17 protein-coding genes are annotated in these 22693 nt (G+C 64.9%); 8 read left to right on the top strand and 9 right to left on the bottom strand.

The genetic code is table 11. The features are described 5' to 3' along the window. Window positions 1–138: 138 nt before the first annotated feature. From GGD66_RS15715 to GGD66_RS15705, 3 genes are all read left to right on the top strand, one after another. Window positions 139–1902, top strand: a complete 1764-nt coding sequence (locus GGD66_RS15715) for an NAD(P)/FAD-dependent oxidoreductase (RefSeq protein WP_183258288.1) — start codon at window positions 139–141, stop codon at window positions 1900–1902. A gap of 48 nt (window positions 1903–1950) precedes the next feature. Further along, window positions 1951–2928 (top strand): peptidyl-alpha-hydroxyglycine alpha-amidating lyase family protein, encoded by a 978-nt coding sequence (locus tag GGD66_RS15710; protein ID WP_183258287.1) that lies wholly within the window; start codon window positions 1951–1953, stop codon window positions 2926–2928. 214 nt (window positions 2929–3142) lie between these two features. After that, window positions 3143–3700 carry an HNH endonuclease gene (locus GGD66_RS15705; protein WP_018316280.1) on the top strand — a complete coding sequence of 186 codons (558 nt, stop codon included), beginning with the start codon at window positions 3143–3145 and terminating at the stop codon, window positions 3698–3700. A gap of 9 nt (window positions 3701–3709) precedes the next feature. Here GGD66_RS15705 and GGD66_RS15700 read toward each other — a convergent pair whose 3' ends face one another. Both GGD66_RS15700 and GGD66_RS15695 read right to left on the bottom strand, forming a co-directional pair. Continuing rightward, on the bottom strand, window positions 3710–5179 hold the full coding sequence (locus GGD66_RS15700; RefSeq protein WP_183258286.1) for a GH1 family beta-glucosidase: 1470 nt from the start codon (window positions 5177–5179) through the stop codon (window positions 3710–3712). Between the two features lie 2 nt (window positions 5180–5181). Then, window positions 5182–6183 (bottom strand): family 16 glycosylhydrolase, encoded by a 1002-nt coding sequence (locus GGD66_RS15695; protein ID WP_183258285.1) that lies wholly within the window; start codon window positions 6181–6183, stop codon window positions 5182–5184. Between the two features lie 236 nt (window positions 6184–6419). Here GGD66_RS15695 and GGD66_RS15690 point away from each other — a divergent pair, with 236 nt between their 5' ends. Together GGD66_RS15690 and GGD66_RS15685 are read left to right on the top strand one after the other, a co-directional pair. Next, a complete protein-coding gene (locus GGD66_RS15690) occupies window positions 6420–6641 on the top strand; it encodes a dodecin (protein WP_018316283.1) in 222 nt (73 codons plus the stop codon). 173 nt (window positions 6642–6814) lie between these two features. Continuing rightward, window positions 6815–8719, top strand: a complete 1905-nt coding sequence (locus GGD66_RS15685) for a sensor domain-containing diguanylate cyclase (RefSeq protein WP_179731899.1) — start codon at window positions 6815–6817, stop codon at window positions 8717–8719. A 13-nt stretch (window positions 8720–8732) separates the two neighbouring features. Here the strand turns inward: GGD66_RS15685 and GGD66_RS15680 are convergent, their stop codons facing one another. Next, entirely contained in the window at window positions 8733–11909 is a 3177-nt protein-coding gene (locus GGD66_RS15680; RefSeq protein ID WP_183258284.1) for an autotransporter domain-containing protein, read from the bottom strand. Window positions 11910–12287: 378 nt separating this feature from the next. Between GGD66_RS15680 and GGD66_RS15675 the strand changes: the two genes are divergently transcribed. After that, window positions 12288–13331, top strand: coding sequence for a helix-turn-helix domain-containing protein (locus tag GGD66_RS15675; RefSeq protein WP_183258283.1), 1044 nt, complete (start codon window positions 12288–12290; stop codon window positions 13329–13331). Window positions 13332–13387: 56 nt separating this feature from the next. After that, the gene (locus tag GGD66_RS15670) at window positions 13388–14032 is read left to right on the top strand and encodes an HAD family phosphatase (protein ID WP_183258282.1); all 645 of its coding nucleotides are present in this window, start codon (window positions 13388–13390) and stop codon (window positions 14030–14032) included. A 98-nt stretch (window positions 14033–14130) separates the two neighbouring features. Here the strand turns inward: GGD66_RS15670 and GGD66_RS15665 are convergent, their stop codons facing one another. The 6 genes from GGD66_RS15665 to GGD66_RS15640 form a co-directional block, all read right to left on the bottom strand. Then, a complete protein-coding gene (locus GGD66_RS15665; protein WP_018316287.1) occupies window positions 14131–15099 on the bottom strand; it encodes an ABC transporter ATP-binding protein in 969 nt (322 codons plus the stop codon). Continuing rightward, the gene (locus GGD66_RS15660) at window positions 15096–16091 is read right to left on the bottom strand and encodes an ABC transporter ATP-binding protein (RefSeq protein ID WP_018316288.1); all 996 of its coding nucleotides are present in this window, start codon (window positions 16089–16091) and stop codon (window positions 15096–15098) included. Before GGD66_RS15660 ends, GGD66_RS15665 begins: the two co-directional genes overlap by 4 nt. Continuing rightward, a complete protein-coding gene (locus GGD66_RS15655; protein WP_018316289.1) occupies window positions 16091–17008 on the bottom strand; it encodes an ABC transporter permease in 918 nt (305 codons plus the stop codon). The genes GGD66_RS15660 and GGD66_RS15655 overlap by 1 nt, the downstream gene beginning before the upstream one ends. Then, on the bottom strand, window positions 16974–17933 hold the full coding sequence (locus GGD66_RS15650; protein ID WP_018316290.1) for an ABC transporter permease: 960 nt from the start codon (window positions 17931–17933) through the stop codon (window positions 16974–16976). Before GGD66_RS15650 ends, GGD66_RS15655 begins: the two co-directional genes overlap by 35 nt. Before the next feature lie 29 nt (window positions 17934–17962). Beyond that, the gene (locus tag GGD66_RS15645) at window positions 17963–19753 is read right to left on the bottom strand and encodes a peptide ABC transporter substrate-binding protein (RefSeq protein WP_183258281.1); all 1791 of its coding nucleotides are present in this window, start codon (window positions 19751–19753) and stop codon (window positions 17963–17965) included. Window positions 19754–20014: 261 nt separating this feature from the next. Beyond that, window positions 20015–21433 carry a M20 family metallopeptidase gene (locus GGD66_RS15640; RefSeq protein ID WP_183258280.1) on the bottom strand — a complete coding sequence of 473 codons (1419 nt, stop codon included), beginning with the start codon at window positions 21431–21433 and terminating at the stop codon, window positions 20015–20017. Between the two features lie 287 nt (window positions 21434–21720). Between GGD66_RS15640 and GGD66_RS15635 the strand changes: the two genes are divergently transcribed. Beyond that, window positions 21721–22692 (top strand): S1C family serine protease, encoded by a 972-nt coding sequence (locus GGD66_RS15635; protein ID WP_183258279.1) that lies wholly within the window; start codon window positions 21721–21723, stop codon window positions 22690–22692. The last annotated feature ends 1 nt before the right edge of the window (window position 22693 follow it).

Here is a 22693-nt window from a genome sequence, read left to right as displayed (position 1 = left end):
GTGGAGGGCCAGGCCATATTCCGCCCGAGCAGGGCTGCATTCCTGCCTCGCTCGGGTCGGCAGCTTTTGGCGGGCGAGGAAACCGTATAGCGTTCGATCTCAGAGGAAACGCCGCGAAAGACGGCCAAGAGGTCGCGCATGCTCGACAAGACCAAGGATCTATCCGCGTGCGCCCAGGCCTGGCTCGATGAATTCGAGCGCGCGCTGGGCAGGCCCGATCCCGCCACGCTGGACCGCCTCTTCCTCGCCGACAGCTTTTGGCGCGACGTGCTGGCGCTGAGCTGGAACCTGCAAACGATCGCCGGCCGCGAGACGATTGCGCAAGCGCTGACCGCGCTCGCGCCCAAGGCGGCACCGACCAGCTTCAAGATCGCGCCGAACCGCGCGCCGCCGCGCTGGGTGACACGCGCCGGTACCAACACCATCGAAGCGATCTTCAATTTCGAAACGGCGTTCGGGCGTGGCAGCGGCATCATCAGGCTCATTCCCGATGGCGCTGACGGCGACCGCCTGAAGGCCTGGACATTGCTCACCGCGCTCGACGAGCTCAAGGGATTCGAGGAGCAACTCGGCACGTCGAGGCCGCGCGGCCAGGCCTATTCGCGCGATTTCCGCGGGCCTAACTGGCTCGATTTGCGCAACGCCTCGCGCGACTACGCCGATCGCGATCCGGCCGTGCTGGTGGTCGGCGGCGGCCAGGCCGGGCTCGCGATCGCAGCACGGCTGAAGCAGCTCAAGGTCGACGCGCTGATCGTCGATCGCGAGACGAGGATCGGCGACAATTGGCGCAAGCGTTATCATGCGCTCACCCTGCACAACCAGGTGCAGGTCAATCACCTGCCCTACATGCCGTTCCCGCCGAACTGGCCGACCTATATCCCCAAGGACAAGCTCGCCAACTGGTTCGAGGCCTACGTCGATGCCATGGAGCTGAACTTCTGGACCGGCACCGAATTCGCAGGCGGCGCCTATGACGAGGCGAAGGGACGCTGGACGGTCACACTGTGCCGTACCGACGGCAGCAAGCGGACCATGCATCCGCGTCATGTCATCATGGCAACCGGCGTCAGCGGCATCGCCAATATTCCGGCCATTCCGACGCTCGACAATTTCAAGGGAACGCTGCTGCATTCCAGCCGCTACGAGGATGGCGAGAGCTGGACCGGCAAGCGCGCGATCGTCATCGGCACCGGCAACAGCGGCCACGACATCGCGCAGGACCTTCATTCCAGCGGCGCCGAGGTGACGCTGGTGCAGCGTTCGCCGACGCTGGTCACCAATATCGAGCCGTCGGCGCAGCTCGCTTATGCGACCTACAACGAAGGCACGCTCGAGGACAATGATTTGATCGCGGCCTCGATGCCGACGCCGCTGGCGAAGAAGACGCACGTGATGCTGACCGAGCAATCGAAGCAGCTCGACAAGGAGCTGCTGGACGGCCTCTCCCACGTCGGCTTCAAGCTCGACTTCGGCGAGGCCGGCACCGGCTGGCAGTTCAAATACCTCACCCGCGGCGGCGGCTATTATTTCAACGTCGGCTGCTCCAACCTGGTCGTCGAGGGCGCGATCAAGCTCAGGCAGTTCTCCGACATCGAGGGTTTCGTCGAGGAGGGCGCACGGATGAAGGACGGCACGCTCCTTCCCGCCGATCTCATCGTGCTCTCGACCGGCTACAAGCCGCAGGAATATCTGGTGCGAAAACTGTTCGGCGAGGCCATCGCCGACCGCGTCGGGCCGATCTGGGGCTTTGGCGATGGTCTTGAGCTGCGCAACATGTACGCGCGCACCAGGCAGCCCGGGCTCTGGTTCATCGCCGGCAGCCTCGCCCAATGCCGGATCAACTCGAAATATCTCGCGCTGCAGATCAAGGCGATCGAGGAAGGGATTTTGGGGCGAATATAGCCGTCATTCCGGGGCGCGCGTAGCGCGGAATGACGAGAGGAGAGATCAATGCCAGCCATTCTCGGCAGCGGCGAGCACCGCTACCGCGTCATCGACAATTTCGCGAAACTGCCCGAAGGCTGGCAGCTCACCGACGTCGCCTCCGTCGCGGTCGACAGCAAGGATCGCGTCTACGTCTTCAACCGCGGCGCCCACCCGATGGTGGTGCTCGACCGCGACGGCAATTTCCTGCGCAGTTGGGGCGAAGGGCTGTTCTCGCGCGCACACGGGCTGCATATCGACGCCGACGACAATCTCTACTGCACCGATGACGGCGACCACACCGTGCGCAAATGCACCACGGACGGCAAGGTGCTGCTGACGATCGGCATCCCCGAGAAACCGGCGCCGTTCATGAGCGGCGAGCCCTTCCGTCGCTGCACCCACACCGCGCTGTCGCCGAAGGGCGAGATCTACGTCTCCGACGGCTATGGCAATGCGCGCGTGCACAAGTTCACGCCGGACGGCAAGCTGCTCAAGAGCTGGGGCGAGCCGGGCACGGATCCCGGCCAGTTCAACATCGTGCACAATATTGCCACCGATGCCGACGGCTGGGTCTATGTCGCCGACCGCGAGAACCACCGGGTGCAGGTGTTCGATGGCGAGGGCAAATACGAGACGCAGTGGAACAACCTTCACCGCCCCTGCGCGCTGTGCTGCTGCGGTGGGGGCAAGAGGCCGACCTTCGTGATCGGCGAGCTCGGCCCGGGCCTCGCCATCAACCGCAATGTGCCCAATCTCGGCCCGCGGCTGTCGATCGTGGACGCCAAGGGCAAGCGCATCGCGCGCCTCGGCGGCGAGGAAGGGCCGGGTGTTGCGAGCGGAAAGTTCCTGGCGCCCCACGGCATCGCGCTGGATTCCAGGGGCGACATCTATGTCGGCGAGGTCGGCGTGACCAACTGGGACACTAGCTTTCCCGACGAGGAGATGCCGGCGGCGGTGCGCGCGACGCGGTGCTTGCAGAAGCTGGAGCGGGTACGGGAGTAGCTTCCGCAGCAGGCCACGAGCCGCTGGTCACGGCGGTTCCTAGCCAGCCGCGTACCTCCTCCAAAACGCGGCTTTTTGAGCACTTTCGCCACCCCGGCGCCGCATTGCTTGCACCTGAATAAGTCGCTCAACGGGCTTCACAATCCCGTCACGCTGCATGTAGTATGTCAGTACATGCTGCTTCGCAGCGTATATTGGAGGCCGGGAGCGTTACTTGAACGCACATGTCTCGCAAGGCAGTTGGCCGGTGTTGGTGCTGAATGCGGACTTCCGGCCGCTGAGTTACTACCCGCTGTCTCTTTGGTCGTGGCAGGACGCGATCAAGGCGGTGTTCCTCGATCGCGTCAACATCGTCGCACATTACGATCAGGCGGTTCATAGCCCCACGCTGCAAATGCAGCTGCCGAGCGTCGTCTCGCTCAAATCCTTCGTCAAGCCGACCACCCATCCGGCCTTCACCCGGTTCAACGTTTTCCTGCGCGACCGTTTCGCCTGCCAGTATTGCGGCTCGCCCGAAGACTTGACCTTCGATCACATCATCCCGCGCAGCAAAGGCGGCCAGACCACCTGGGAGAACGTGGTCGCGGCATGCTCGCCGTGTAACCTGCGCAAAGGCAATCTCACGCCGGTGCAGGCAAAAATGTTTCCGCGCCAGCACGCCTTCGCCCCGACCGTGCACCAGCTTCACCGCAACGGCCGCCTGTTCCCGCCGAACTATCTGCACGATAGTTGGCTCGACTATCTGTACTGGGATACGGAGCTGGATCCGTAGGGTGTGGTCTTACGCCCCGATCGCATTCCTCGCCACCACGTCGCGATAGAACGCCGCGCTCAGCTTCGGCAGCCTTGCCTGGGTCTCGAAATCGACCCGGTAGAGGCCGAAGCGCTTGCCGTAGCCGAAGATCCACTCGAAATTGTCCATCAGGCTCCAGAGGAAGTAGCCGCGGATCGGCACGCCCTCGGCGGTCGCGCGCTGCATCTGGGTCAGATAGTTGCGCAGGAACATGATGCGGTCGAGGTCGTAGACCTGGCCGTCGGCAGCGATCTTGTCCTCGGACGAGGTGCCGTTCTCGCTGATATAGATATTCTCGATGTTCCAGATCTTTGCAGCGAGGCGCGGCGCCCAGTAGATCACTTCGGGGCCGATCCGCAGCCATTCCGAATTCATGTGCGGGAACGAGGTGGGGAACGGCAGCACGTGGAAGCCGGGCGCGCGGTCGGAAGCCGTGACGTAATACTGCGGCGCGTAAATGTTGAGGCCGACGAAATCGTTCGGCGTGCCGATGATCTTCAGTTGCTCGGCGGTGAATTTCGGCGCATCCGCGCCGGCATAGGCCAAAAAGCCCTCGGTGTATTTGCCCTCCAGCACCACGCCGAGGAAGCCGGCGTTGAGCTCGCGCGTCGCGATCTCGGCGGCGTGGATGTTTTCCAGCGTCGCGATCGCCGGCACGCAGGCGGCGATGTTCTCGGCCGGGCCGACGCGGGTGCCGACGCGGCCGGAGGCGCGGATCGCCTGCACGGCAAGCCCGTGCGCCAAGGCGACGTGATGGCGCGCCTGATTGAGCTGCGCGGTCGGCAGCTTGAGACCGGGCGCATCGATGCCCCAGCCATAGCCGAAATTCACGAAACGCCCGACCTCGTTCACGGTGAAGATATTCTTCACCCGATCGGTCAGACGCGCGGCGACATGCGCAGCGTAATCGGCAAAAGCCTTCGAGGTGTCGCTCGACGACCAGCCGCCGACGCGGTCCTGGAGCGCCTGCGGCAGGTCCCAATGATAGAGCGTGGCATATGGTTCGATGCCGTTCGCGAGCAGCTCGTCGACGAGACGGTCGTAGAAATCGAGCCCCTTGGGGTTGGGCTGGCCAAAGCCTTCCGGAAACACGCGCGGCCATGCGATCGAGAAACGGTAGGCCCTGACGCCGAGCGCCTTGATCAGCGCGACGTCCTCCTTGTAGCGGTGATAGTGCTCGTTGGCGCGGTCGCCGGTCGAGCCGTCCTCGATGTTGCCGGGGATGTGGCTGAAAATATCCCAGATCGACTTTCCGCGACCGTCCTCATCGACCGCGCCTTCGATCTGGTAGGACGAGGTCGCCGTGCCCCACAAAAAATCCTTCGGAAACGGCGCCGGCAGGTGGCGGTCGGTCGATGCGGACTTTTCATTCTCCGCGGCCCGGACACCTGCGGCTACGCCCAGCGCGGCGAGGCCCGTGAGCTTGGCAAAACGGCGCCGCGAGACATCGGCTGGCATCGCTATCTCCGTGCCAGCTCCAGATCGATCTGATAGACGGAAATCCGGTCGATCTCGAACGCGACACTCGCTGGCGATTCCGCATCGACCTGACTGACGCCCGGAAAAAACTTCGACCCGATCGCCAGATTGACGATCATGTACATGGGATCATCGAAGCCGATCGGCACCTTGATGTCGGAGACCGGCCTGCGGTCGATGAAATAGACCAGCCGATCCTCCTGCCACAGCACACCGTAATTGTGGAATACGCTCGAGGCGTCGCCGACCGCGAAATCGAAGCCGCAGGACTGGATCTTCTGGGTCGAGGGGATCCGCCAATGCGTCGTCATCACCAGATCTCCCGGCCGTTCGCCGCGGCCTTCCAGCACGTCGACCTCCGGCGGCCAGCCGCCGTCGTCCGCCAGCATCCAGAACGCCGGCCACACTGCGTGGCCGACCGGCACCTTGGCGCGAATTTCGAAATAGCCGTGCTTCTGGGCGAATGTGCCCTGGGTCGTCAGGATGCCCGAGATGTACTCGTTGTTGAACAGCACCGGCTTCAATTCCGGCGGGGTGCGGCTGGCGATGATCGATAGCACGCCGTCCTTCACCCTGAACGGATCGAGCCCGAGCGGCGCGGCCGCGCGGCCCGCATAGCGCGGGTCGACGTAGATCTGCTGCTCGCCATTGGCGCTGGTCTTGCGTTTGAAGTCGGAGCCGTCGCCGCCCCAATATCGCGCCTCCGGCCACGCCGCGCCGCCGGCATAATGCGGGACCCAACGACCCGTCGACAGCGGATGCTCGTCGAAATCCTCGCTGAAAGTCCGGCGCAGCGGCAGGAACACCAGCGAAGCCGGATTGACCGTATCGAGCCGGCGACACGCGATGGTGGAAGGATCGGTCGTGACCTGCAGCGACATGCTCGCCGGCGCGCCATCGAGCTCATCCTGCGCCATACAAGGCGCGGTCAGCACGCCGAGGCCGATCGCAACCAGAGTGCCCCTCGTCCAACGGTCGATCATCACCGCACTCGAAGCTGCCACGACATGCGCAGAGGTTAGCTTATCCGTCTTCGCAGGGGCAACCGCGGCATCCAGCGCCGGCGGGCGATTTGAAAACCATTTCTCGCCTCCGCTCCGGGGCCATCGGGCGCTGGGAACCCGAAGCGCCCACGCCCGTTCAGAGTCAACGCCATGCGCTCGCATGCACGTTCCATCGAGCGCGTTTGTCCGCTGCAAGATGAAACAAGGGAAGACCCATGGCCGCAACCGAGAGTGATCATGTCTACAAGATCCTGGACCTCGTCGGATCGTCCGAAACCTCGATCGAGGACGCGATCAAGAACGCGATCAGCCGCGCCTCCAAGACCATCCGCGAGATGAAATGGTTCGAGGTGGTGCAGACGCGCGGCCACATCGAGAACGGCGCCGTGCGCCATTATCAGGTGACGCTGCGCGTCGGTTTCACGCTGGAGGGATGACGCGGCGGGCAGCAGAGGGAACTGTCGCACTGCGGTAGCGTGGCTCCGCCGACGGGCCCTCGCGACATCGGCAATCCTTCCGGTTGATTACGGACCCCGCACAATCATCGCGGATTTTGCAATAGGCCGTTAAGGCGAAAGTGAGAGGTTTGCCCCAATTTGGAGCAAGCCCGATGGTCACCAGCCGCGAACTCGGCAAGGCGCGTCTTCCGCTCTGGGCGGCGGGCTTCGTTGCGCTGATTTGCGTGACGATCCTCGGCTTGAGCGCCTGGCGCGAATGGGAAGCTCGCAATGTCGACCTCAGGAACGCCGAGATCGACGTCGCCAACCTCGCACATTCACTGATCCAGCACGCGGACGATACGTTCGAGCTTGCCGATACGCTCCTGGTCGGGCTGGTCCACCGGCTCGAACTCGACGGAACCGGCCCCGACACCATTACAAAGCTCCAGGCCTATCTGCCGACACGCAAATCATCGGATCGCATTCGCGGCATCTTCGTCTATGACGCGACGGGCCGGTGGCTTGCCACGACCGAGCGCCTCGACTTCTCCAAGCTCAACAACAGCGACCGGGAGTATTTCCAGCGCCATCGCGCCTCCCCGGCAACGGGCACGCTGATCGGCCCGCCCGTCAAGAGCCGCTCCGGGGGCCAGTGGATCATCACGGCGTCCCGTCGGATCAACGATCACGACGGCGGCTTCGCCGGCGTTGCCCTGCTCACCATCGACGTCAGCTATTTCGTCAAATTCTACGAGCGGTTCGACGTCGGGCCGAACGGCTCGGTATCGCTGCTCAACAATGGCGGCATCATGCTGGCACGCAGCCGAGACGAGAGCGGCGCCTTCGTTGGACGCGACCTGTCCAATGCGCCCTTGTTCAAAAGCTGGCAAAGCCGCCCCGCCGAAGCGGTCTATTATTTCAAGTCGCCGCTCGATGGCGTGCAGCGCCTGAGCTACTACCAGCGCAGCAGCCGCTATCCCCTGATGGTGCTGGCGAGCAAGTCCCGGGACGATGTGCTGGCTCCCTGGCGACGCGCCGCCGCCACGCGCATCACCTTCGTCGTCGGCCTCGTCCTGCTGATCGCGGTGATCGGCTCCTACCTGGTCCGTCAGCTTTGGCAGCGGCAGCGCATGGCGCAGGCCCTGGTCGCCAAGGAGGCCAATTTCCGCCTGCTGGCCGAGCAATCCAGCGACATGGTAACCCGAATCGGGCTGGATAACCGGCTGCTCTACGTCTCTCCGTCATGCGTGCGCATCACCGGCTGGACCGCCGAGGAACTGCTGAACTCGTCGGCCCTGGCCGGCATTCACGCCGACGACATGGAACGGGTCGAGCAGGCCATCACGGCACTGAAGAACGGCGAGGCCGAGGAAGCGCGGTTCGTCTATCGCCAGCGTCATCGCGAAAAAGGGGAGATCTGGGCGGAGGCGGCGCTGCACGTGACGGTGGCATCGGACAGCGGCGCGATCGACGGCGTCGTCGCGGTCGTGCGCGACATAACCGAGCAGAAGGACCTTCAGGACAAGCTCGCTTCGCTTGCGAGGACCGACGGCCTCACCGGCCTTGCCAACCGGCGCGCATTCGACGAACGCCTCACTGAGGAATGGGCGCGCGCCCGGCGCGACGGCACGCAGCTTTCGCTCCTGCTGATCGACGTCGATCATTTCAAGAAATTCAACGACCATTACGGGCATCTGGCGGGCGACGGGTGCCTGCGCGCGCTGGGCCGGATCCTGTCCGCCCAGGCCAGGCGCCCCGCCGACCTCGCGGCGCGCTACGGCGGCGAGGAATTCGCCGTGTTGTTGCCGAACACCGGCCCGGATGGCTGCGTGGAGGTCGCAGAAGCGGTCCGCCAGGCGCTGCACGATCTTGCCATGCTGCATGCGCAAAATCCGCCCTCCCGGCTGGTCACGGTCAGCGTCGGCGCCGCAACCGGGGTTCCGTCCCTGACCTCCACGGACTTCAGCACGCTGGTCGCCGCGGCTGACCGTGCGCTCTATGCCGCGAAGGACAGCGGCCGCGATCGGCTGGTGATGTCCGGACAGGTCGTGCCCTGGCCCGCGAAGACCGCGTGACGGGACCCACCGCTCACCAATTGTAGCGAACGCTGCCCTTGCCGGCGTAGCTGCGGGTGACGCTGGAGAACTCGCCTTCGAACGTGGCCGCCGCCGACCAGCCGTTCAGCCATTTCATCTCGACCGATGCCGTCGTGAGCGCGGCGTCGCGGGCCTGCGCGGCGCCGTTGACGACGAAGCTTGCGACCGGCAAAGCCTGAAAGGTTGCGGCGGCCGCACGATCGGGATTGAAATCATGCGCCCAGGCGACACGGCCGCGCAGTGCCAACACGCCGGCCAGCGTGGCGAACGACTTGTCGGTACGCAGGCCGAGCTCGCTGCGGCTGTCGGTCACGCTCTTCGCGGCGTAGTTCAAGGCGAATGCCGATGAGCCGGAGACGACGTGTTCGGCATAGGCTGGCAGGTCGAGCGTCGTGAACTGCATCGCCCCATAAGGCGTGAGGCCGATCCCGCCGATCCATGGCCCGACCAGGCGGTAGCCGCCTTCGAGACGACCGGAATACGCATTGGCGTCGAATGCGGCGCGCAGGCGGTCTGTGCCGGCGACCGTCACGGTGCGATCGGTGGTGATGTTCTGCCAGCCATAGGCCAGCGCGGCGGAGACATAGGCCGCGCCGTTCGCGTGGTAAAGATAGGCGCCGGCCTGGAACAGGTCGGAGCGACCGGAGCCGAGACCGTTCACGCCGAAGCTGGTGCCACCGCCGGCAAGCGCGAAGCCGAGCTTCGTGTTCGGCGCGAGCCAATAGTCCGCGCCGACCGCCGTGCCGGCGATGCGGCTCGTCATGTCGTTCGAACCATCCGTCGCACGGCCGTCGGTCGCTTGCGATCCGCCGAAGCCGGCAGTCCACACGCTCCAACGCCGCGCAAATCCCTGCGCCGGAGCCTTGCCGAACATGGCGAACGCGTCGGTGCGCTTGCGTGCGGCATAGGCGCTTGCCTGAACATCTTCGGCAAGTCCAGCCGCACCGTTCGCAGGATCCGGCCCGCCCTCGCGCTGCGCGAAGGGGTCGGTGAGCAGGCCCATGAACTGGCTCATCGCGCTGATCGTCGTCTGCTGCGCTGCCGTGCCTTGTTCGCCCGAGGCTTGCGTCAAGCCGGCCGCCGTCATGCTGCCATAGATCAGCGGAATGCCGCCGTTGACGTCGAAGGAATTGACCAATGCGTTCGCCACCGCCTGCTGATTGCCGTTCAGGCCGGAATTCGGCGGCGGCACGAAGGCGAGCGACAGGTTGAGATAGGCATTGTTTGCGTCGTAGCTGAGATCGGTCTTGAAGTTCGCCGGGAGATTGCTGCTGGCAACGGCCGAGGCAAAGCTGCCGGAGAGACCGCCGCCCGCGCTGAGGATGGTGTATTTCTTCTCGATATAGCTGCCGGCTGCAAACACCGCGCTCACGGTAGCCCCGCCCAGCGTCGCGCTGCCCGTGACGTTCGCATGGGGCGCCGTCGACGGATTGACCTGGACCTGATAGATCGCGCCCGATTGCAGGGCGAGATCGCCGACGATGCTCGTGACGCTGCCGGGCGTGCCGTTGCCGGGCGCGAACGTGCCGCCGCCGGCAATCGCCACCAACAGCGGATCGATCGTGCCCGATCCCATCAGCACGCCACCGGCATTCACGGTGACTGAAGAGGTGCCGGTGATCGTTCCTTCGACGTCGAGCACACCGCCATTCACGGCCGTGGCTCCGGTGTAGCCGTTGTTCCCGAGCAACATGGTGAAGCCGGCCGTGGTCGTCAGGCTCGCGGTCCCGCCGATGCCGTTGAGGACGCCTCCGATGGAGGTAATGGGCGCGTTCAGGTTGCCGTTGCGGATCGTGCCGCCGTTAAGGCCGACCGCGCCCTGGGTCTGCGTCGTGCCGCCCAGATCGAGTGTGGCACCGCTGTTGACCGTGGTCGTCCCGCCGACGTCGCCCAGCGTGCCGACGCCGCTCAGGGCCAGCGTGCCGCCGTTGACGAAGGTGCCGCCGCTGTAGGTGTTGGCGCCGGACAGCGTCAGCGTGCCCAACCCCATTTTGGTCAGGGCTCCCGTGTTGATGATCTGTCCTGATAACGTCGCATTGAAGCCGTTGGTGTCGATCGTGCTGCCGCCGGCCAGCAGCGAGATTGTCCGCGCGGTGCTGAAAGCCCCCGTGAACCGCAGCGCGCCGCCGTTGAAGTTGACGTATTGCCCGAAGCTCAGTGCCGAGAGCGCGGCATCGCTGCCCGCCGCGACCGCCCCACCCGCCGCAACGATGACGTTCGGCCCGATGAAGGCGGTCCCGGCATTGCCGTTGTCCGCGATCGGCATGGTGACGGAGGAGAGGATCGTGTCGGTGGCCGTATCCATCACGTAATAGCCATGGCCTGTCGTGATGTAGGCCCGGCTGCCGTCGGGCGTCACGGTCACTCCGATGCTGAAGCCGGACAAGGTCACGCTCGCCGTGACGGTGTTCGTCACGGCATTGATCACCACGAGTTGGTTGGACTGCGTCGCCACATAGATCCGCGACCCGTCCGGGCTGACCGCGACGCTCAGGGGCAGTCCGGAGACCGAAACCGTCGTAACCACCGATTGCGATACCGCATCGATCACCGAGACGCTGCCACTGCTTTGATTGGCCACGTAGATTCGGCTTCCGTCCGGAGACATCGTGATGCCGGAGGGAGAGCTTCCCGCCGCGACCGTGCCGATGACGGTTTTCGACGCGGCGTCGATGATCGAAATGTTCGCGGAGCCCTGGTTGGCGACATAGGCCCGGGTCCCGTCCGGCGAAACGACGACGCCGAAAGGGGCTACTCCCACCGCGATGGGTGAGCCGACCACGAGATTGGTCGCGGTGGAAATCACCGTGACCGAACCGCCTGAGGAGGACGTCACGTAGAGGCTCGAGCCATCCGGACTGAGCGCCAATCCCGCCGTCAATCCGGCGACGGGTATGGTCGCGACGACCGTCCGGCCGGCGACGTCGATGACCTCCACCGCGCCGGACATGGCAACGACATAGGCGAAGCGGCCATCGGCCGAAAACACCGCGCTGTGAGGATATGCGCTCGTTCCGATCGGGGACCCGATCGGAGCGTTGCTCAGCGTGCCGAACTCGATCACCTGCCCCGGTGTGCTGTTGATCGCGGTCCAGATGCCGTAATTGTCGATCTGCGCCCGACTGGCGGAGGTCGAGCCGAGATACGGCAAAGCCAGGATGACGAACATCCCGCAACTTCTCACTGTCCGGCGACGACGGCAGCTGCGCGAACGTCGTTGCCGACGACCAGCGCGCAAAATTCCCATTGACCCCACGCGACAACCCCATTCCGACGGCGCAGCCCCGCATGGCGCGCTCGCATTCCGGAGACGGGAGAATCTCTAACAGGACGGCAGACCGGACGATGTGCCCAGCGTCTCAGCGCGACAAAATCCAAGCAAATCTCTCGATGGTTGCAAACACACAATCGCACAATCTATCTCGACCTCGCTTGCGCACCGATTTCCGAATGGCTACATCCAGACCCGACATTGGCTTGCCGCCGATCTCGAGAAATCAGTTGCATGCGGTCTTCCGCATCGCGAGGGGATGTGGACGGGACTGCGTTGAACGGAAGCACGGCGGCGGACATTCCCGGGCGCGGTCCGGAGGCGCTCGCGCAGTTGCGGGCCATGACGGTCGACATTTGTGAGGTCATTCCGCGCACCGCGGAGGGCGACTTCCATGTCACTACGGTGACGAGGATGACCCGCAACGCCCTGCTGATCGACACGCGTGCCACCGACCAGGACTATGACCGCACGCCCGCGCACGTCGCCCGCGGCGTCATGGATCATTTTCAGATCACCCTCTGCGTCGAGGGCGAGATGCAGTTCAGCTCGGGCCGGCGCGAGGTCACGCTGCGGCCCGGCGACATCGTTCTGATCGACATGGCGCAGCCAAACCGGACCGCGCTGCGCGCCGCGGGCAGCCGCACCCATCTGATGTCGATCGTGCTGCAACGCGCGATTTTGGCGCCGCGGCTCGCCCATCCGGACGCGGCGACGGCAACCCTGCTGCCGTCGGATCATCCTCATGCACGCCTGCTCGCCAGCCACTACGCCGCGCTTGCCCTGCCGTCCGAGCCCGGCACGGACACCGCGACCGGCCATGCCGAAGCCACGGTCGAGGCGATCGCCGATCTCGTGGCGGCCGCCGCCGGCGGGACGGCGGAGATCGTCGCGGGCCTCGAGCGCGCCGAGCGGCACCTCTACCTCACGATGATCAAGCGCCGCATCGCGAACAATCTCGAAACCGATGCGCTCACCAGCGAAGAGCTCTGCCGCCACTTCCAGATCTCGCGCGCGACCCTCTACCGGATGTTCGAGGCCGAGGGCGGGCTTGCGCATTATGTGCGGGAGCAGCGGCTCAATCTCGCGTTTCGGCGCTTGATATCGCCATCCGCGCAGGACGGCCGTCTGATCGAGCTCGCCGTCGACATGCGCTTCAGCAGCGATTCCACCTTCATCCGCGCGTTCCGTCGCAAGTTCGGCCTGACGCCGGGCGAATTGAGGGAATTGGCCGACACGTGGCTGCGCGAGACCGGAGCGGTGCCGGCCGTCGACACGGTGCTGCATCAACTGGCGCGGCGGCGCGCATCGCAGCCCTAGCCAGCACCTGATTTGTCGCCCGCGTTCCGGCGGGATATGACTCACGCCAGGGCCGGATGTTCGGCCAATGCGCGAGCGTCGCCGTGACTGATGCCATCAAGCTCGTCCTCTTCGACATGGACAATGTCCTCTGCGACTACGACAGGGCGACGCGCGTCGCCTATCTGGCGGAGCTCGCGGGGACCAGCAGCGAAGCCGTTCACAACGCGATCTGGGACAGCGGATTCGAGCTGCTCGGCGATTCCGGCGCGCTCGAGGCCGCCGACTATTTGCGGGGCTTTGGTGAACGCATCGGCTATCCCCTCTCGCTCGACGAGTGGGTGGAGGCCCGGCGTCGTTCGATGCAGGCCGATCGCGCGATGCTGGACATTGCCGGCAGCCTGCGAAACACCGTCGATATCGCGGTGCTGACCAACAATACCACGCTGGTTGCCGACCACATCGACACGCTGCTGCCGGAATTGCGTCCGCTGTTCGGCTCCGGGATCTACACCTCGGCCCAGTTCAAGACGGCGAAGCCGGACCCGCACTGCTATCGCCTCTGCCTCGCGGAGCTCGGCTTGAGGCCGCAGACCGTCCTGTTCGTCGACGATCTCGCAGCCAACGTCGCCGGCGCGCGCGAGGCGGGCTTGTTCGCGCATCAGCACACGTCCGTGGAGACCTTCAGGCAGGCTTTGTCGGAGTACGGCCTGCTTCCCTGATGAATGTGCGTAGGGTGGGCAAAGGCGCGACAGCGCCGTGCCCACGTCTTCAGAATCGTGGGCACGCTTCGCTTTGCCCACCCTACGTGTTCATCGCACTACGCCAGATGACACGCCACGAAATGCCCGCCCGCCCCTTCCTTCAGCACGGGCGCGCTTTCCGCGCAGCGCGGCTGGGCGATCGGGCAGCGGGTGTGGAAGTGACAGCCCGACGGCGGCTTCATCGGGCTCGGCACGTCGCCCTTGAGGCGGATGCGCTCGCGCTTGAGCTTTGGATCGGGCACCGGCACCGCCGACAACAACGCCCTGGTGTAGGGATGCTGCGGGTTGCGGTAGAGATCGCTCGCTTTCGCCAGCTCGACGATCCGGCCGAGATACATCACCGCGACGCGGTCGGAGATGTGCTCGACCACCGAGAGGTCGTGCGCAACGAAGAGATAGGTGAGGTTCAGCTCGGCCTGGAGGTCTTCCAGCAGATTGATGACCTGGGCCTGGATCGACACGTCGAGCGCCGAGACCGGCTCGTCGCAGACGATCAGCTTCGGCTCGACCGCGAGCGCGCGCGCGATCACGATGCGCTGGCGCTGGCCGCCGGAGAATTCGTGCGGATAGCGCCGCATGTGCTCGGCCTTGAGCCCGACCTTGACCAGCAGGCCTGCGACGCGCTCCTCGCGCTCCTTGGCGGAGGTCGCAAGGTTATGGATGGTGAAGGCCTCGCCGAGGATCGCGCCGACCGTCATGCGCGGATTGAGCGAGGCGAACGGATCCTGGAACACCAGCTGCATGTTGCGCCGCATCGCGCGCAGATCGTTGCCGCCGAGGCTGCGCACGTCCTGGCCGTCGAATGTGACCTCGCCGTCGGTCGGCTCGATCAGGCGCAGCACGCAGCGTCCCGTCGTCGACTTGCCGCAGCCGGATTCACCGACGAGACCGAGCGTCTCGCCGCGATTGACCGAGAACGACACGCCGTCGACCGCATAGACAGTCCCGACCTGGCGCGACAGCAGGCCGCCGAGCACGGGGAAGTGCTTCTTCAAGTTGGAGACTTGCAGCAAGGGTTCGCTCATGCCGCGCCTCCCAGATTTGTATCGCCGAGATGACAGGCCATGCGATGGCCGGGTGCGATCTCGCGCAGCAGCGGCTCCTTCTCGGTGCAGACATTCATGGCGAACTTGCAGCGTGGCGCAAAGCGGCAGCCGACCGGCGGATTGATCAGGATCGGCACCGAGCCGCCGATCGCCTCGAGCCGCGTCTTGTGCTCGCTGTCGAGATCGATGCGCGGGATCGAGCGGATCAACCCTTGCGTATAGGGATGACCTGGATGGCCGAACAGATCGTCGACCGGCGCTTCCTCGACCACCTTGCCGGCATACATCACGACGACACGTTGCGCGGTTTCGGCGACGACGCCCATGGCATGGGTGATCAGCATCACCGCCATGCCGAAGCGCTCCTTCATGTCCTGGAGCAGGTCCAGGATCTGGGCCTGGATGGTGACATCGAGCGCGGTGGTGGGCTCGTCGGCGATGATCAGCTTCGGCTTGCAGGCGAGCGCCATCGCGATCATCACGCGCTGGCGCATGCCGCCGGAGAACTGGTGCGGGTAGTTGTGCACCCGGCCCTCGGCGTTGGGGATCTGCACCAGCTTCAGCATCTCGATGGTGCGATCGAGCGCCTGCTTCCTGGTCACGGCCTCGTGGCGGCGCAGGCTTTCGGCGATCTGCTCGCCGACGGTGAGCACCGGGTTGAGCGAGGTCATCGGCTCCTGGAAGATGAAGCCGATCTCCTTGGCCCTGATCTCGTCGAGCTCGTTGCTGGTCAGCGGCACGAGGTCGCGACCCTCGAAGATGATCTGACCCGCCGCGATGCGGCCCGGCGGCATCGCGATCAGCTTCAGGATCGACATCGCGGTGACGGTCTTGCCGCAGCCGGATTCGCCGACCACGCAGAGCGTCTCGCCCCGGTTGATGGAGATGTCGACGCCGTCGACGGCCTGGAGGATGCCGTCGTCCGTGGAGAAGTGGGTCTTCAATCCCTTGATCTCGAGCAGCGGCGCCATCAGATCACCCGTCGCGCATCGAGCGCGTCACGCAGGCCGTCGCCGATGAAGTTGATGGCGACCACCGCGATGAAGATCGCGCCGCCCGGGAACAGCGCCCAGTGCGGGCCGATGTCGAGAAAGTCCTTGGCATCATACAGCAGCCGACCCCAGGTCGGCGTGTCGGGCGGGAAGCCGAGGCCGAGGAAGGACAGCGTCGATTCCGCGATGATCGCGGCGGCGACATCGATGGTGCCGGCGATGATCACCGGACCGAGCGCATTGGGCAGGATGTGACGCACCACCTGCCGCACCGGGCTCGCCCCGAGCGCCCGCGCGGCCTCGACGAATTCCTTCTCGCGGATCGACAGGAACTGGGCGCGCACGAGCCGCGCCACCGGCATCCAGCGCAGGCCGCCGATCACGAGCACGATCAGGATGAAGATGCCGCCCTCCGGACCGAACGCGGCCTTCAGACCGTCGCGGAACAGATAGATCAGCAGCAGCAGCAGCGGCAATTGCGGCAGCGACAGGAAGAGGTCGGTCAGCCACATCAACCCGTGGCCGAGCGCACCGCGCGACATGCCGGCGAGCGCGCCGATCAACACACCGACGAAAACCGAGACCAGCATCGCGGCGAGGCCGACCGCGAGCGAGATGCGCCCGCCATAGATCATGCGGGCGAGGATGTCCTGCCCGAGATCGTCGGTGCCGAAGGGATGCGCCGGCGAAGGCCCCTGCATGCCTGCGACGATGTCGATGTCGTCGATCTTGACCCGCCAGATGAAGGGGCCGAGCACCACTGCCAGGATCAGAACGAGCAGCAGGAACGCGCTGACCACGGCAAGCTTGTGGCGGCTGTAGCGCCGCCACGTCTCGCGCCAGGGCGAGTAGACGCGCCGCTCAGCGGAGGGAGATGCGAGGGTCAAGCCAGCCATAAAGCACGTCCGCGATGAGATTGAACAGCACGACGAGACACGCGAAGACGAAGGTGACGGCCATCACCACCGGCGTGTCGTTGGAAAGGATCGAGGAGATCAGCAGCGAGCCGATGCCGGGAATGCGGAAGATCTGCTCGGTGACGATGGCGCCGCCGAACACCGCGGGCATTTGCAGCGCGATCAACGTCACGACCGGAATCATGGCGTTGCGCATGACATGCTTGACGATGACCTTGGCCTGCCCGAGCCCCTTGGCGCGGGCGGTGGTGACATAGTCGAGCCGGATCACGTCCAGCATCGCCGAGCGCACGAAACGCGTCATCGACGCCGCCTGGAACAGGCCGAGCACCGCCACCGGCATGATCGCCTGACGGATCATCTCCAGCACCCAGTGGATGCCGGTGCCCTTGATGTCGGTGGTGTAGACGAAAGGCAGCCAGTCCAGCGTGACCGAGAAGATCAGGATGAACAGGATGCCGGTGAAGAAGGTCGGCAGCGAGAAGCCGACGAAGGCGAGCGTGTTGGCGATCTGGTCGAACAGCGAATAGGGCTTCGTGGCGGCATAGACGCCGACCGGAATCGCGATCAGCAGCGCCAGGATCTGCGCCGAGCCGATCACGTAGAGCGTGGCCGGCAGGCGCTGCAGGATGAGCGTGTCGACGTTCATCCGGCTGACGAAGGAGAAGCCCCAGTCGCCGTGCAGCATGGCGTTGAGCCAGTGCAGGTAACGAAGGTGGATCGGATCGTCGAGGCCGAACTTGGCTCGGAGCGCCGCCTGTACCTCGGGCGGCACGTTCGGGTTGGTCGCCAGCTCGGAGAACGGATCGCCGGGCGCGAGCGCGAGCACGACGAACAGCACGACCGAGATTCCGAGCAGGCTCGGAATCGCGATCATCAGGCGACGCAGGACGTATTGGCTCATGAGGGAAGGCCCCGTCTAGAGTTGGGGGATCATTCCTCGCGGTACCAGTCGAACAGATTGTCGGTTTCGTTGGCCCAGCCGGACACGACCGGGCGCAGATTGTTGGCCGCCGCCTCGACCTTCAGGCGATGCTGCACCGGGATGAACACGATGTCCTGGTACATCAGGTCGTTGGCCTTGATGTAGAGCGCGGCGCGCTTGACCGGATCCATCTCGCCGTCCGCAGCCTGGATGGTTGCGTCGTACTCCTTGTTGACCCAGCGCGGGAAGTTGGTGCCCTGCCACTTGTTCTCCTTGGTGGCGACGAGGGTCGAGAGATAGCGACGCATGTGCTGCGACGGATCGGGCTGGCTCAGCGGGATCTGGAACATCTCCATGTCGGCGTAGAACTTGGAATAGGTATCGGGATTGCCGACGTCGGACGAGAAGAACACGGAGGCGACGACCGATTTCAATTCGACGTCGATGCCCGCCTTCTGGCAGGCCTGCTTGACGATTGCCTGGGTCTTCTGGCGCGGACCGTTGATCGAGGTCTGGTAGAGCAGCTTCAGCTTCTTGCCGTCCTTCTCGCGGATGCCGTCGGCGCCCGGCTTCCAGCCGGCCTCGTCGAGGATCTTCGAGGCCTTCTCGATGCTGAACTCCCACGAGGTGTTCTTGGAGACGAATTTTTCGGGACCGTTGAGGAAGTTGGCCGTGGTGCGGCCTGCGCGACCATAGATCGCCTTCTTGACCGACTCGCGATCGATCAGCAGCGAGAGCGCCTTGCGCACCGCCGGATCCGAGAACAGCGGGTGCTTGGTCTTGATCGAGGAGCGTTCGCCATCGACCTCGGTGTTGGGATCGGTGAAGTTCAGCGCGATGAACTCGGTGTCGCCACCGACCGCATAGACGGTCTTGCCCTTGCCGCCCTTCTCCAGACGCAACAGCACGTCGTCCTCGACCTGGATGTTCCAGCCGAAATCGTATTCGCCGGTCTGGATCACCGCGCGCGCGGCCGAGACGGCGTCGCCGCCACCCTTCATCTCGACCGAGTCGAAATAGGGGCGGTTCGGCATGTGATAATCGGGGTTGAGCACGCCGCGGACGAGGTCGCCCGGCTTGAACTCGACGAACTTGTAGGGGCCGGTACCGACCGGCGAGAGGTTGGTCGGCGCCTCCCGCGATTTGGACCCCATATAGTCCTTGAACAGATGTTTCGGGATAATGGTGTTGGGCGCACCGACGAAGGCGTCGGCCCAGAACGGCGTCGGCTTGTTGAAGAGGATGCGGACCGTGAGGTCATCCACTTTCTCCACCGTGATGTCGCGGAGCGTCGCGATCGTCAGCGCGGAGGTCGCGGGATCCTTGGCGTATTCCCAGTTGAACACGACGTCGTCGGCCGTGAACGGCGCGCCGTCATGCCATTTAACGCCGGGCTTGAGCTTCCAGGTCACCGACTTGCCGTCGGCGGCCAGGCCGCCGTTCTGGATCGAGGGAATTTCGGCGGCGAGAACCAGCTTCATGTTGCCGTCGGGATCCCAACAGGCCAGCGGCTCGTAGAACAAGCGCGCACCGTCCTGGTCCTTGGTGCCGGTGGCGAAATGCGGATTGAGCAAGGTCGGGCCCTGCCACCACAGCAGCTTCAGCGCACCACCGCCGCCACGCTTGGTCGGCTTGTAGGTCGAGGCGCCCTCGGCCATGGCGACGCCGCCGAGCGCGAGGATCTGGTTGGCCAGCGGGGCAGTGAGACCGACCGCGGCCATGCGCGTGATGAAGGCGCGGCGATCCATCCGTCCGTCCTTCACCTGGCCGATCATCGAACGCAGTTCTTTATCCAGCATGGTTGTCCCCCGTCTGGTTCCCATCGTGATGAAGACGGCCGTCAGAGGCGGCCACCCAATTAGCTGGCAGTAGATGGCACACCGAATGGGGGGCGCGTCAACTGGGACCGTGTGTATGCAAACGGTCTTCTGGCTGTCTGTTGGGCAAAACTGTGTTCTGCAGCCCATCCGTTCGGCAATCCAGCATCAAAACATGCTGGATTGCACGCTGCACTGCGGAAAATTTGTTCGCAGGATCAGACGAAGTGTGGAGGCGAAATTCTACGCGACGGACATGTCGAGCGGCGGCTCGACGTGATCCGGCAGCGGACAGACATACGGCGTCTTGGCCGTTCGCTTCTTCAAGTCGGACTTGGCCGCCTTGATCAGTTCCGGATCTGTCAGCGCCTTGATGCCGAGACCGGCCATCGCCTTGGCGGCCTGCACCATGGCCTTGTGGGCATGCGGGCTCTTGCCCTGCGCCACCACCTGCCAGGTGTGGAACGGCGTGCCGATTGCAACCGTGGGGGCGTGAACCTGCACGGTCGGCACCACCCAGCTGACGTCGCCGACGTCGGTCGAGCCGACCAGCGGGTTGCGCTTGGCATCGAGCGGCACCAGGAAGTCGGCCAGCGGCCGATCGGTCTGCTCCATGCCGATCGCGTAATAGACCGACGCGATATCCTTGTCGCTCAAGGTCGCGCGGATCTGGCTGGCAAAACCCTTGTCCGCATCGTCGAAATGCGGCGGTCCGAGCTCTTCCATGACCCGGTGCAGCGCCTGCTCCAGCGGCGTGTTCGGCAGGATGTTGGAGACCGCGGAGATGATCTTCATCTCGACCTTGGTCTCGGTCATCAGCGCCGCGCCCTCGGCGATCTTGCTCACACGTCCGACCAGCTCGTTCATGCCGGGAAGGTCACGAGCGCGGATCGAATAGCGCACCCGCGCATGGGCCTGGACCACGTTCGGCGCAATGCCGCCGGTGTCGAGCAGCGCGTAATGAACCCGCGCATCGCTCGGCATGTGCTCGCGCATGTAGTTCACGCCGACATTCATCAACTCCACCGCATCGAGCGCGGAGCGGCCGAGATGCGGCGAGGCCGCGGCATGCGAGGTGCGACCGGTGAAGATGAAATCCGCGCGCGTGTTGGCGAGCGACGGCGTCACCGCGACCTCCCAGAAGCTGTGCGGATGCCAGGTGATGGCGATGTCGGCGTCCTCGAACGCCCCCGAGCGCACCATGAAGGCCTTTGCTGCGCCGCCTTCTTCAGCCGGGCAGCCATAATAGCGCACGCGACCTGGCACCTTGTTTTCGGCAAGCCAGTCCTTCACCGCGGTCGCGGCGAGCAGCGCGGCGGAACCCAGCAGATTGTGACCACAGCCATGTCCGTGTCCGCCGGCTTCGATCGGACGATGCTCGGCGACACCCGCTTCCTGGCTGAGACCGGGTAGCGCGTCATATTCGCCCATGAATGCGATGACCGGACCGCCCTCGCCCCACTCGCCCATCACTGCGGTCGGAATGCCGGCGACGTTCTCGGTGATGCGGAAACCCTGATGACGCAGCTCGGCGAGATGCTCGGCGGCGGACCGCGCCTCGGTGTAGCATACCTCGGGCATGCCCCAGACCTTGTCGCTGAGGTCGATGAAACGCCCCTTGATCGTGTCGACGCCACGCCAGATGTCGCTGCGGTTGTCCATTGCTTCGGTCCGTGATCCCTTGGTCAAACGAAGCGGCAATGGTTAGCAGCTTCATGGTACGGCGCCTAGCACCTCGCCGGACACCAGCCATGCGGCGCATGCCGGATTGAGGGGTGCCTACCGCTCGTGCACAAGGTGTTTCCGTGCCTTTCAAAGATTTCACGCGGCGCTCTCACGAATAATTGGGAACGAGGCTTTCAAGACGGCCTGCCCCGGCCTAAATTATGCGGGCTTCGCGCGACGCTCTGCAGCAATCACGGAGCGATGCACTCAGCCAGGAGAACTCCATGCCCGCTTTGACCGAATGGAGAGTGCCGCCGGCCAATCAGCCGCGTGCGGGCGACTACGGTTTCGATCTCGACCGCGCGCTCGCATCCGTCGTTGGCCTGCACGCCATCGTCCCGCCGGACGCCTTCAGCGCCGAGACGCTGGGCACCGAACGCGCCGGCAACGGCGTCGTGATCGATCACGGACTGGTGCTCACCATCGGCTATCTCATCACCGAGGCGGAATCGGTGTGGCTGCACCTCGGCGATGGGCGGGTGGTCGAAGGCCATGCGCTCGGTTTCGATTCCGAAACCGGCTTCGGCCTGGTGCAAGCCCTCGGTGAGCTCGACGTCGAACCGTTGCCGCTCGGCAGGTCGGCGGAAGCCGGGATCGGCGACCGCGTCGTGGTCGGCGGCGCCGGCGGCCGCACGCGCTCGGTCGCCAGCCAGATCGTGGCCAAGCAGGAGTTCGCCGGCTATTGGGAATATCTGCTGGACGAAGCCGTCTTCACCTATCCCGCGCATCCGAACTGGGGCGGCACGGCGCTGCTCAACGAGCGCGGCGAGCTGATCGGCATCGGCTCGCTTCAGCTGGAGCGCGAGCGCGACGGCAAGGCCGAGCATGTCAACATGGTCGTGCCGATCGACCTCTTGAAGCCGATCCTGGACGATCTGCGCAAGTTCGGTCGCGTCAACAAGCCGGCGCGCCCCTGGCTCGGGCTCTACTCGACCGAGATCGACAACCGCTTGGTCGTGATCGGGATCTCCCCCAACGGCCCTGCCGCGCGCGCCGAGCTCAAGACCGACGACATCATCCTCGCCGTGAACGGGGACAAGGTCACGAGCCAGACCGCCTTCTACAAGAAGATGTGGGCGCTCGGCACCGCCGGCGTCGACGTGCCGCTGACCGTGTACCACCAAGGCGTCACCTTCGACGTCACGGTGACCTCCACCGATCGCTTCAAGCTCTTGAAGGCACCGAAGCTGCATTGAT

The organism is Bradyrhizobium sp. CIR48 (assembly GCF_014198315.1).
Taxonomy (GTDB): Bacteria; Pseudomonadota; Alphaproteobacteria; order Rhizobiales; family Xanthobacteraceae; genus Bradyrhizobium.
Note: the sequence above shows the minus strand (reverse complement) of the source record. Positions and strands in the feature narration are given on the sequence as shown.

Excerpts from the sequence above, each read along its gene's own strand:
- GGD66_RS15685 (WP_179731899.1), top strand. The coding sequence starts at position 6,815 with ATGGTCACCAGCCGCGAACTCGGCAAGGCGCGTCTTCCGCTCTGGGCG.
- GGD66_RS15665 (WP_018316287.1), bottom strand. The coding sequence starts at position 15,099 with ATGAGCGAACCCTTGCTGCAAGTCTCCAACTTGAAGAAGCACTTCCCC.
- GGD66_RS15710 (WP_183258287.1), top strand. The coding sequence starts at position 1,951 with ATGCCAGCCATTCTCGGCAGCGGCGAGCACCGCTACCGCGTCATCGAC.
- GGD66_RS15660 (WP_018316288.1), bottom strand. The coding sequence starts at position 16,091 with ATGGCGCCGCTGCTCGAGATCAAGGGATTGAAGACCCACTTCTCCACG.
- GGD66_RS15700 (WP_183258286.1), bottom strand. The coding sequence starts at position 5,179 with ATGCCAGCCGATGTCTCGCGGCGCCGTTTTGCCAAGCTCACGGGCCTC.
- GGD66_RS15635 (WP_183258279.1), top strand. The coding sequence starts at position 21,721 with ATGCCCGCTTTGACCGAATGGAGAGTGCCGCCGGCCAATCAGCCGCGT.
- GGD66_RS15655 (WP_018316289.1), bottom strand. The coding sequence starts at position 17,008 with ATGGCTGGCTTGACCCTCGCATCTCCCTCCGCTGAGCGGCGCGTCTAC.
- GGD66_RS15715 (WP_183258288.1), top strand. The coding sequence starts at position 139 with ATGCTCGACAAGACCAAGGATCTATCCGCGTGCGCCCAGGCCTGGCTC.
- GGD66_RS15640 (WP_183258280.1), bottom strand. The coding sequence starts at position 21,433 with ATGGACAACCGCAGCGACATCTGGCGTGGCGTCGACACGATCAAGGGG.
- GGD66_RS15670 (WP_183258282.1), top strand. The coding sequence starts at position 13,388 with ATGTTCGGCCAATGCGCGAGCGTCGCCGTGACTGATGCCATCAAGCTC.
- GGD66_RS15695 (WP_183258285.1), bottom strand. The coding sequence starts at position 6,183 with ATGATCGACCGTTGGACGAGGGGCACTCTGGTTGCGATCGGCCTCGGC.
- GGD66_RS15650 (WP_018316290.1), bottom strand. The coding sequence starts at position 17,933 with ATGAGCCAATACGTCCTGCGTCGCCTGATGATCGCGATTCCGAGCCTG.
- GGD66_RS15690 (WP_018316283.1), top strand. The coding sequence starts at position 6,420 with ATGGCCGCAACCGAGAGTGATCATGTCTACAAGATCCTGGACCTCGTC.
- GGD66_RS15645 (WP_183258281.1), bottom strand. The coding sequence starts at position 19,753 with ATGCTGGATAAAGAACTGCGTTCGATGATCGGCCAGGTGAAGGACGGA.
- GGD66_RS15680 (WP_183258284.1), bottom strand. The coding sequence starts at position 11,909 with ATGTTCGTCATCCTGGCTTTGCCGTATCTCGGCTCGACCTCCGCCAGT.